General features: G+C 61.5%; 8 protein-coding genes. 3 read left to right on the forward strand and 5 right to left on the reverse strand.

All coding sequences use genetic code 11. The features are described 5' to 3' along the window. Positions 1–7: 7 nt before the first annotated feature. The 3 genes from ABC319_RS19785 to ABC319_RS19795 are packed head-to-tail and all read left to right on the forward strand — an operon-like array spanning position 8 to position 3,464. Positions 8–1,045 (forward strand): GHMP family kinase ATP-binding protein, encoded by a 1,038-nt coding sequence (locus ABC319_RS19785; protein WP_413071989.1) that lies wholly within the window; start codon positions 8–10, stop codon positions 1,043–1,045. Beyond that, on the forward strand, positions 1,042–2,274 hold the full coding sequence (locus tag ABC319_RS19790) for an HAD-IIIA family hydrolase (RefSeq protein ID WP_413071998.1): 1,233 nt from the start codon (positions 1,042–1,044) through the stop codon (positions 2,272–2,274). Before ABC319_RS19785 ends, ABC319_RS19790 begins: the two co-directional genes overlap by 4 nt. Beyond that, positions 2,274–3,464, forward strand: coding sequence for an AGE family epimerase/isomerase (locus tag ABC319_RS19795; RefSeq protein ID WP_413071990.1), 1,191 nt, complete (start codon positions 2,274–2,276; stop codon positions 3,462–3,464). The genes ABC319_RS19790 and ABC319_RS19795 overlap by 1 nt, the downstream gene beginning before the upstream one ends. A 13-nt stretch (positions 3,465–3,477) precedes the next feature. Here the strand turns inward: ABC319_RS19795 and ABC319_RS19800 are convergent, their stop codons facing one another. From ABC319_RS19800 to ABC319_RS19820, 5 genes are all read right to left on the reverse strand, one after another. Further along, complete coding sequence (locus tag ABC319_RS19800; protein ID WP_413071991.1) at positions 3,478–4,800, reverse strand: O-antigen ligase family protein; 1,323 nt, start codon at positions 4,798–4,800, stop codon at positions 3,478–3,480. A gap of 3 nt (positions 4,801–4,803) precedes the next feature. Continuing rightward, positions 4,804–5,976, reverse strand: a complete 1,173-nt coding sequence (locus ABC319_RS19805) for a glycosyltransferase (protein ID WP_413071992.1) — start codon at positions 5,974–5,976, stop codon at positions 4,804–4,806. After that, on the reverse strand, positions 5,973–7,166 hold the full coding sequence (locus ABC319_RS19810) for a hypothetical protein (RefSeq protein WP_413071993.1): 1,194 nt from the start codon (positions 7,164–7,166) through the stop codon (positions 5,973–5,975). The genes ABC319_RS19805 and ABC319_RS19810 overlap by 4 nt, the downstream gene beginning before the upstream one ends. Further along, positions 7,163–9,316, reverse strand: a complete 2,154-nt coding sequence (locus tag ABC319_RS19815) for a GumC family protein (protein WP_413071994.1) — start codon at positions 9,314–9,316, stop codon at positions 7,163–7,165. Before ABC319_RS19815 ends, ABC319_RS19810 begins: the two co-directional genes overlap by 4 nt. A 13-nt stretch (positions 9,317–9,329) precedes the next feature. Continuing rightward, on the reverse strand, positions 9,330–9,784 hold a 455-nt coding region (locus ABC319_RS19820; protein ID WP_413071995.1), incomplete at its 5' end, for a polysaccharide biosynthesis/export family protein.

Raw genomic sequence — 9,784 nt, forward strand, 5'->3', positions numbered from 1 at the left:
GGCACTTATGACCGTATCGCTTCGCAAGACCCGATCACGCGCGCCGCTTCGCCTTGGGCTTGCCGGGGGCGGTACCGACCTGTCGCCCTACTGCGACCTTCACGAAGGCGCAGTGCTCAACGTGACGATAGATCGGTTCGCCTTTGCCACGCTGACCCCGCGTGATGACAACAGGATCGTCTTTGTCGCTAATGATCTCGATACCCGGATCGAACATGGCCTGGAGGATGATCTGTCAAGTTCGCCGCTGCTGCTGCACCGCGGCGTCTATGAACGCATGATCCGCGACCATCATGGCGGCAAGCGGTGTGCCCTGACCATCACCACCTCGGTTGATGCCCCTTTAGGTTCGGGATTGGGATCGTCGTCTGCGCTGGTGGTTGCGCTGGTTGACGCTTTTCGCGAGATGCTGCGCGCACCGCTTGGCCAGTATGATGTCGCACGGCTCGCCTATGAGATCGAGCGGGTCGAACTTCGGCTCGCCGGCGGTCGGCAGGACCAGTATGCCGCAGCCTTTGGCGATATCAACTTCATCGAATTTCTCCGCAATGATCGCGTGCTGGTCAACCCCTTGCGTCTGCATGGAGCGATCCGGCGAGAACTGGAATCGTCCCTGATCGTCTGTTTCACCGGCAGCTCGCGCGAGTCGGCCCGGATCATCGAGCAGCAGACCGGTGCGCTCAACGCTGGCAACAGCGTTGCCATGGATGCGATGCATGCACTCAAGGCGACGGCGGTAGAAATGAAACAGTGTCTGTTTCTAGGCGACATCGTCGGCATGGCCGATTTGCTGAACCAGGCATGGCGCGCCAAGAAAGCGACAGCTTCGGGTATTGCCACCCAGCGAATCGATGAGTTGTTCGAATTTGCTCTCGCTAACGGAGCCCTTGGCGGCAAGGTGTCGGGCGCAGGCGGCGGCGGGTTCATGTTCTTTCTGGTTGAGCCCGACGAGCGCTTCCGGTTGATCGAAAAGCTGCAGAACCAGGGTGCGCGCGCGGAACCTGTCAAGTTTCACGCCTATGGATGCGAGACGTGGCAACCATGACCCGGCCAACCCAGTGTGCGATCCTGTGCGGCGGATTAGGTACCCGATTAGGGGCGCTGACCGAAGCTATGCCCAAGCCGCTGCTGCCAGTGGCCGGTATGCCCTTTCTCGACCTTCTGTTGAGTGAATTGGGCCGGCAAGGCTTTCGTCGTATCCTGCTGTTGGCAAGATTCGAGGCGGAGAAGATCGCCACCTTCATCAAGACGTCTACAGCCCGGATTAAGTTCGATCTCGACGTGACCATGTCGATCGAGCCTGAAAATGCAGGAACGGGAGGCGCGCTATGGCACGCTCGTGATCGGCTGGACGAGATCTTCTATCTACTGAACGGAGACACCTGGTTCGATATCCCTTTACGCGCATTGGAAACGGTGGCTGCAATGGACGGCGCCGATGGATGTGTGATGGCGCTGCGCCCGACCAGTGACACCTCGCGATACGGCGTGGTCGGCCTTGACGGCAGCAGGATCACAGCCCTTGCCGCACCGCAGGCGGCAGACGCTCCAGCATTAATAAACGGTGGCGTCTATCGTCTCGCCCGCTCTCTCGTCGATGTCGCCAGCGGCTCCTGTTCGTTGGAACAGGACGTGTTACCCCAGGCGATCACGAGCGGCCGGCTCCGCGGACGCAGCTTCGCCGGCCACTACTTCATCGATATCGGTGTTCCGGCCTCCTATGCGGCCGCCCAGTTCGAAATCCCTGCGCAGCGCTGCAAGCCTGCTGTTTTCCTTGATCGCGACGGTGTGCTCAATGTCGATCATGGCCATGTCGGTCAAGTCGATCGGCTGGAACTCGTCGCCGGTGCTGGTGAGGCCGTCGCGTGGCTTAATGAACAGGGCTATTACGTGTTCGTGGTCACTAACCAAGCGGGAATCGCCAAAGGGCTGTATAGCGAAGCGGATTACCAGGCCGTCATGACGGTGCTGGGCGACCGATTGGCTGAGGCGGGCGGTCACCTCGACGACGCCCGCCACTGTCCCTTTCACCCTGACGCGATTTATAGCGCTTACCGAGTGGCAGATCATCCCTGGCGAAAGCCACGGCCTGGCATGTTGCTCGACCTGATGGCGAATTGGCCGATCGACAGGGCTCGCAGCGTCATGATCGGTGACCAGCCGAGCGACGTAGCGGCAGGCGAAGCGGCTGGAGTTCGCGCGGTGCAGTTCACGGGCGGCGATCTTGCCAGTTTCATCAGGTCTCATGTGGAATCCTTGCGGAAAGCAGATTAATGGCGAGCGCTCGCGCTGAACTTGAAACTGGATATCGCGGGCTGAAGGACTGGGCGCTCGGTAGTGCCGCTCCGCTATGGGCGCAGAAGGGCGTCGACCGTGTCCGGGGCAGCTTCGTCGAACGACTCGACCATGATTGCCGCGAACTGGTGGTGCCGCGACGCGCACGGCTTGTCGCCCGCCAGATCTACAGTTTCGCCACGCTCGAACGCCTTGGCTGGCGGGGAACGGACGATCTCGTCGCCTTTGGCTTCGACGCTTTGACCGCCGGTTTCGCGATGGCCGATGGCGAGGTCGTCCCTGAGCGTACACCCGAGGGAACGGTCGCACGGCGGATGCACGATCTCTACGACGTTGCCTTTGTCCTGTTCGCGTTGGCGACAGTGGCAACCCGGCACACGGACCGGCATCGGTCGATCATACTGGCCACCGCCATACGGACGCGCCTTGAAGCACATCGGCACGACCGAGGAGGCTTTGAGGCGGGGCTTGCCGGCGCACTGCCTTTGGAAGCCAATCCCCATATGCACCTGATGGAGGCGTCTCTCGCCTGGGCAGCGATACCGGGCGTGGATGCTGGCTGGAATGCGCTGGCGGACGAGATCGCGACACTGTGTCTGCATCGGTTTATCGATGCGAAAACGGGACGGCTGCGTGAATTCTACGATGCGGACTGGCATCCCATGGCTGGTGACGCTGGCAGGATCGTGGAACCGGGACATCAGTTTGAATGGGCATGGCTGCTGACCCGGTGGGGCATGGCGCGTGAGCGCCCCGATGCCTTGGCGGTCGCTCGCCGACTGGTACACGGTGCCGAGCGCGAGGGAGTGGATCGGCGCGGGATCGCCTTCAACGCTCTCAACGATGACGGCACCCTGCGTGACGGTAACGCGCGCCTCTGGCCCCAGACCGAGCGCATCAAGGGATGGATCGCGTTGGCTGCGGCAGCGTCCGACACCGATGCGCGAGAGGTGGCGGAGCGTCAGGTAGCGGCAGCGATGCGCGGGCTGAACCGTTTCCTCGACACACGCATGCCGGGTCTGTGGTTCGAGACAATCGGTGTCGATGATCGTCCTCGCGAGGAAGAGGTTCGAGCATCAAGCCTGTACCACATCCTTTGTGCGCTGGACGAAGTCGATCGATATATCGTTCTAAGTGACGCCTGTGTTGTCGCGCCTGACCAACCCTGAGGAACGTAGGAAATCAGCGACGGCGCAGACGACCTACACTCTCGCGCAAGGTTCTGGCACTGCGCGGGGCGGCGGGCACTAAGGCACGGCCCGTAGCGCGATACTTGCGATCAATCGATATAGCCGACAGCGCCAACCCCATGACAACCCAAGGATATGCGAAGTTGAGCTGCACACCGAACAGAGCCGCCAGCATGGGATAGGCGCTCAGCATGAATATCCATCCGCGTTGGCGCAGTGCGGTGAAGAAGGGGTAGGCGTAGATGTACAACACGAACAACGTCAGCGGAATCCCCAGTTCCGCCAAGTAACCGAGCAGACCCAACCCGTGCAGATCCCAAACCTCGGTGCGGGGCAGACCAAGAAGAATATTGGGATTGTTGCGTACCAGGCTGTAATTGCCGATGCCGACACCAAGGATAGGATGTGCCTCGACGATCCGCGGCAGAAGGACCGAAGCCATCAGGCGGCCATTGACGAGATTTCCATCCGTCGAGCGCTCGTAAGCCTGTTCCCGGAAGTTGACCAAGCTGTCGTAATAACCGTTGAGACCTTCTACAAGATTGCTAGCAATTGCAAGCGGAACAACCAGCACTAGGGCAAATGCAACGAGAGCTGCACGTCGCTGCTGTGCAAAACCTAGTAAGGCGAGTACGAGGATAACGAGAACGGACGCTTTGGATTGCGAACCAATGATGGCGACCATCATCAACACAATACTTGATCGGTATTGGAACTTGCCGATATATCCAAGCATCGGCCCGCGGATATACTGAATTAGCGCAACGCCAGCCATATAGACGCCGAATGGTCCACCTTCGTTGAAAAAGCCGCACACCCGTGGGATCCGACCCCCCAGAGTGATGCCGGGAAGGTCGATGCCGGCGCCGAAGAATATGGCGAAGGCGATCAGACCCCAGATTGCGTTCAGCAATCCAGCCCAGACATAAGCCTTGAGAACCAGGCTGAACTTGCGCGGATCGTCGCGGATTGCCAGTGCCACGATGAACACGGCCGATGTCGAGATCGAAACCTCGATCAGGCGGACGATCGTCGCCCAGGGCGGTTGCTTCAGCAGACCGATGTCATCAGGCGGGTAGAAGGTCAGACGCAGCGACAGTAGCGAACCGCAGGCAACCAGCGTCAGCATCACCAATATGCGGGGCAGCAGGTTGATCGTCACCACCGGCCCTTCCACTTGCGCGGCCTGGCGCGGCAGCAGAAAGGAGAGGGCGAGCGCTCCCATGATGACGATTTCGACTGTCTGGATGTCACCGATGCGAACATCTGTGAAGCCGCTTAGGAACGCGACAAGGGCGGCGAGGGCAGTGAACATGGTTTAGAGGGCTCTTGGCTGCGGGATGCGCGCCGGCGCAAGCCCATGCTCGCGCAGGACGCGCGCCATCCCCGCGCGAAAATTATCTGCGTCAAAACGCCGGGCGTTGCGGATACAATCGTCTCCACACCTCTCGGCTATTCCCGAATCCTCAAAGGCGCGTACGGCTGCGACGAGGCCGTCTGCGCTGTCGTCCTCGTAGAGGAGTCCGGTATGGTTGGACCGGACCGTCTCGAGCGCGCCTCCTCGTGCCAGGGCGATGACCGGCCGCCCGGTCGCCTGCACCTCCACCGGGACCATGCCGAAATCCTCTTCACCAGGAAATATCAGCGCTCGGCATCGTCCCATATGATCCCGCAACGTGTCGAACGGCACCTTGCCGAGAAAACGGATCGTAGGTCCTGCACGCTCCTTCAGCCGTTTGAGTTCTTCGCCACCACCAAGCACGACGAGTGGCAGACCCAGCGTGTTGAAGGCGTCGATAGCGACCTCGGGACGTTTGTAGGCGACCAGTTCGCCGCACCAGAGATAGAAATCGTCGGGTTGCACGACGCGGGCGGTCGCGAACGCTGCGACATCGACAGGCGGATAGACCACGCATGCCTCGCGCCGATAAGCTTGGCGCAACCGTGCTGCCACGAAACTCGAATTGGCGACGAAGCCGTCGACCCGCATCGCCGATATCGCATCCCATAGCCGCAGATAATGGGCGATGAGAGGCATCACGCGGCGGGTGAGCCATCCGGCACGCCGGCGATAGAGATGATATTTGTCCCAGATATAACGCATTGGCGAATGGCAGTAGACGATCTGAACCGCCCCTGGCCGTACGATCACCCCCTTGGCCGGGCCTGCTTCCGAACAGATGACGAGATCATAGGCCGAAAGATCCAGCGCCTCCAGCGCCAAGGGCATGAGTGGGAGATAGCGCTGGTACCATCGCGCTGCACGCGGCAGCCGGCCTACAAAGGTAGTGGTGATGCGGTGCCTGCGCAGCTTGGCCGATAGCTGCTCGGGGGCGACCGCGTGAGTGTAGATGTCCGCATCCGGGAACATCTCCGCCAATGCCTCCAACACCCGCTCGCCTCCACGCATGGTGACCAGCCAGTAGTGGATCAGCGCCACACGTTGCGGCACGCGCAGCGCACCGCTCGCCGACGCCGCAGTATCCGTCACGCACCAGCCCGCATCATCTGGATCGATCGCAGCGTCATTGATCCAGGCGCCATGCCGGACTGGACCAACCCGTGCAGTTCGAGGGTTGGAAAGGCGCAGGATATGACACCGTCCGCCAGCAGGCGCAGTTGACGTCCAGCCGCCCCTTGCGGGGTAAAGGCGACCGATCTGCCGTCTGGGCAGGTCAGCCGGAATCCCAATCGATCGGTCAGCTTCGACAGGTTGGTATCGCCGGTGACCAGCAACCGGTACCGCCCCGGCGTCGCACTGGTCACCTGACTTACGAACACCGGCGTACCGCGCCCGCTCCAATCGATGCTGAGAAAATTGCCTTGAGCATCACGTGAGGCATCGGCGTAATAGCCGCTCCCGTTGGCGAGTTGCCATTCAAACGATATCGGAAGCGCGTCGTCCGGCAGGGGCCTCGCCGCGACCGCGAAATCGGGGTCGGCAAGCGGGCTTGTCAATGCACCGGCGTGGGTGCGCCAGAGTGCCAGGGCCTGAGCGCCGCGTCCTATGCCGAGCAGGCGCGGCAGAATCGGTGCGATCTCGTTGCGGGTCAGTCGGTCGCCGCTGCGTTGCACGGCCCGCATGACCGCGAAGCGGCCGTTGATCTCTGCCGGATCCTTGAGGTTGGTGGCGGAGAGGAAGTAATAGTACCGCCAGGACGGGCGACCTGTCAGCCGGCGTGTCAGCAATATGCGGAAGTCCGGATCAACCGTCATCAGGTTCAGCAGCGGATAGATGGTGTCCAGAAGCTTCTGACGACGTAGCAGCGCGTCCAGTGTGTCCATGATGAGCGGAAGGTCACGGGTTGATCCGCCACGCCACAGGAGATTCTGCAGCGCACTGGTGCTGCGCCAGCCGAGTTGCCGAAGAAGTGCCGCCTGCTGCAATGCGAGTTTGGTGTCACCGCCGACCTGCAGGCGTGCGGCGATCACACCGCTCACTGCCTGCTGGTTGAGCGGATCGGCCGCGATGGCAGGGATAGCCTCAGCGAGCTGCGCCGTCTGGGCGTCGGGACGCTTGCGACCCATAGCCAGCAGATGGGTGGTGGCACCACGCCGCAGCACATCCAGCTTCGGGGCGGTAGTGACGTAATAGCCGGTCACCGGCAGCAGCGATGCCGCGAGGATCAACGGCAGTATCGCGCGCCTCTGCCGCGAGATGGAGCCGTCCAACGCGGTCATGACTGATAACGATACTCGTATGAATAGTCCTGACCATAGCCATAGCCATGCCGACCCGGATCATATTTGGTCAGCAATGCGCCAGCGACGCGATCGCCGCCGCGGCGTAGGCGCTGAAGAGCATTGGCAGTGCCGCGTACGGTATTGCGACCGGCTTCGATCACGAAGACCGTGGCTTCGACCTCGCTCGACAGGATGATGGCATCGGCAATGCCCAGTACCGGCGCAGAGTCGATCAGTACCGTGTCGAACTGCTCGGCCAGGTCTCCGATCAGCTTCATGAATTGCGGACTGTTGACGAGTTCGGACGGATTCGGCGGAATTTCACCGGCAGTGAGGAGCGCAATTCCTTCATGACGAGGGTATTGCAGAGCTTGCTCCACGGGCTTCAGGCCAGCGAGAACATTGCTGAGTCCGACATCGTTCCTGGCGCCGAACAACCGATGTGCATTCGGACGACGCAGATCTGCATCGACGATTACCACACGCTTGCCCAATCGTGCCAGACTGAGCGCAAGGGCATGACAGGACGACGACTTGCCTTCGCCAGCCTGGCTGGAGGTGAAGAGTATCGTCCGCGGCATGCCCCCCTCTGCCAGCGCCAGAGAGGTACGGACGCTGTTGAACGCCTCGCTGACCGGTGATTTGGGATCGGCAAGTGCGGCGTCGATATCTTCGGCATCCGGCACGCTGCCAAGCAGCGGCAAGCGCAGCCGCTCGGTGACGTCGTCGGGCAGCCGGACCGCATCGAACAGCTGCTCACGCAACACCATACAGCCGAACGACAGGAGCATTCCGACGAAGATCGCCAGTGCCAGGATCAGTGGCAATCGCGGCCAGGAAGGATCCTCGTCGATCTGCGCACGGTCGACGATGCTCAGATTGTTCGTCTGCACCCCCAATTCGGCGTTGAGAGAATTGTATCGACGCAGCAGGGCATCGTACTGTTGCCGATAGGTGTCCGCTGCCCGGCGAAGGATCGAAAGCTGGATACCCTCGCTCTGCTCGTTCAGGCTGTTGGTCTTCAGCGCCTCGATCTGGTCCGAGAGTCGACGCTCGCGGCTCAGCGCAACATCATACTGACTCTTGACGGAACTGCGAACGTTGCCGGCGATGGACTTGATCTGACGATCCAGCTCACGCTTCTGTGCCGAAGCTTCCAGCGCGAGCGGGTACTCTGCCCGGCGGGTAGTCAGTTGCTGTTCGTAGGCGGCTGCGGATTGGGCACGCTGCTGCAGCAATCCCTGGATCGCCGGGTTAGACAGCACTTCCGGAATTCGGAGGTCGGATAGCGCCTGCGTCTGCTGCCAGCGTTGCTCCGCCGTGATCCGCTCTGAAATCGCAGCCGAATACGCCTGGTTCAGCTCGCCCAGGCGACCTGCGATCAGCGATTGCGGACCGCTGGTGCTAGCGGCATCCACCAGCCGAAGGCGCCGGGCATAACCCAACGCCTCCCGTTCGGCGCGCTCAAGCCGCTGCTGCGCCTCGGCAAGCTGATTGCGCAGAAATTCCAGCGCATAGGCCGAGCTGTCGAACTTACGCGCCAGATTGTTGCGCATGAAGCTTTCGGCATAGGCATTGGCGACGCGGGCGGACAGGGCCGGATCGGGGCTGACAAACGAGAGCTCGGCAATGCGCGTGCTGCCGGTATAGTCCACATCGACATAGCGCATCAACGCTTGCTCGACCTGCTCGCGGTGGATCTGCTGAAGCGACTGGCGCGATGATCCCGCCTCGGCCGGCTCGATCTTCATGGTCTCAAGGAAGCTGTCGCCACGGTAAAGGCCCAGGCTCTCGGCAACGGTTGCGGCAACGCCCCGGCTGCGAATGATCTGCAGCTGCGTCTGCATGAAACGCTCGGAGTCATTCTTCGAGGCTGCGCCTTCGCGATCGGCTTCAGTTCCCAGCACCTTCTCGGCTTCCTGCCGAATTTCGATCGTCACCTTGCTGGTATACAGCCGCGTAGCGAGCATCGTGTACACAAGCCCGGCGCCGATGCACGCCGCCATGATGATCGCGATCCACAGCCGCGAACGATAGATCGCCGCCCATACTTCGCGGACGCTGAAGGACTTGTGAGTGGCCTCGGTAGGCTGGGGATCGTGCGGGATCTCGAACCCTGCATGGGGCGCCGGAGAGGCGAACTGCATCGTAGACCTATTCCTATCTGCGCAAAGCGACAAAGACGGCAGCCGCACCCGGAAGCGTAGTGATGATGTCGCGGAAAAGCCGCTCGGCACTGTTAATGCCCACGACGACAGTGTCACCCTGGCGCAGCTTCAAGTCGGGCGTGCGGCCGACCCGGATGTCATCCATGTCAAAGCGGGCAGCGAAGCGCTTGCCCTCCATGTCGCGAAAAACAATCACTTCGTCCATGCGCGCGAACTGCGCTCCCCCTCCCGCCACGGCAAGTGCTTGGGACAGCATCAGCTGGCCGGGAATGTCGTAGATCCCGGGCTTCGTCACGGCGCCATCGACGGTAACCGTGTAGTTGGTCGCGGTTACCACCGACACGGCGGTACGTGCGGCGCGGAGGTAGCGGGCATTGAGACGGGTATCGATGTCGGCTGCCAGTTCCGCCGACGTTCGACCGGCCGCCGGCAGCGTGCCGATCAGCG

This window comes from Sphingomonas phoenicis, assembly GCF_047238005.1.
Classification (GTDB): Bacteria; Pseudomonadota; Alphaproteobacteria; order Sphingomonadales; family Sphingomonadaceae; genus Sphingomonas.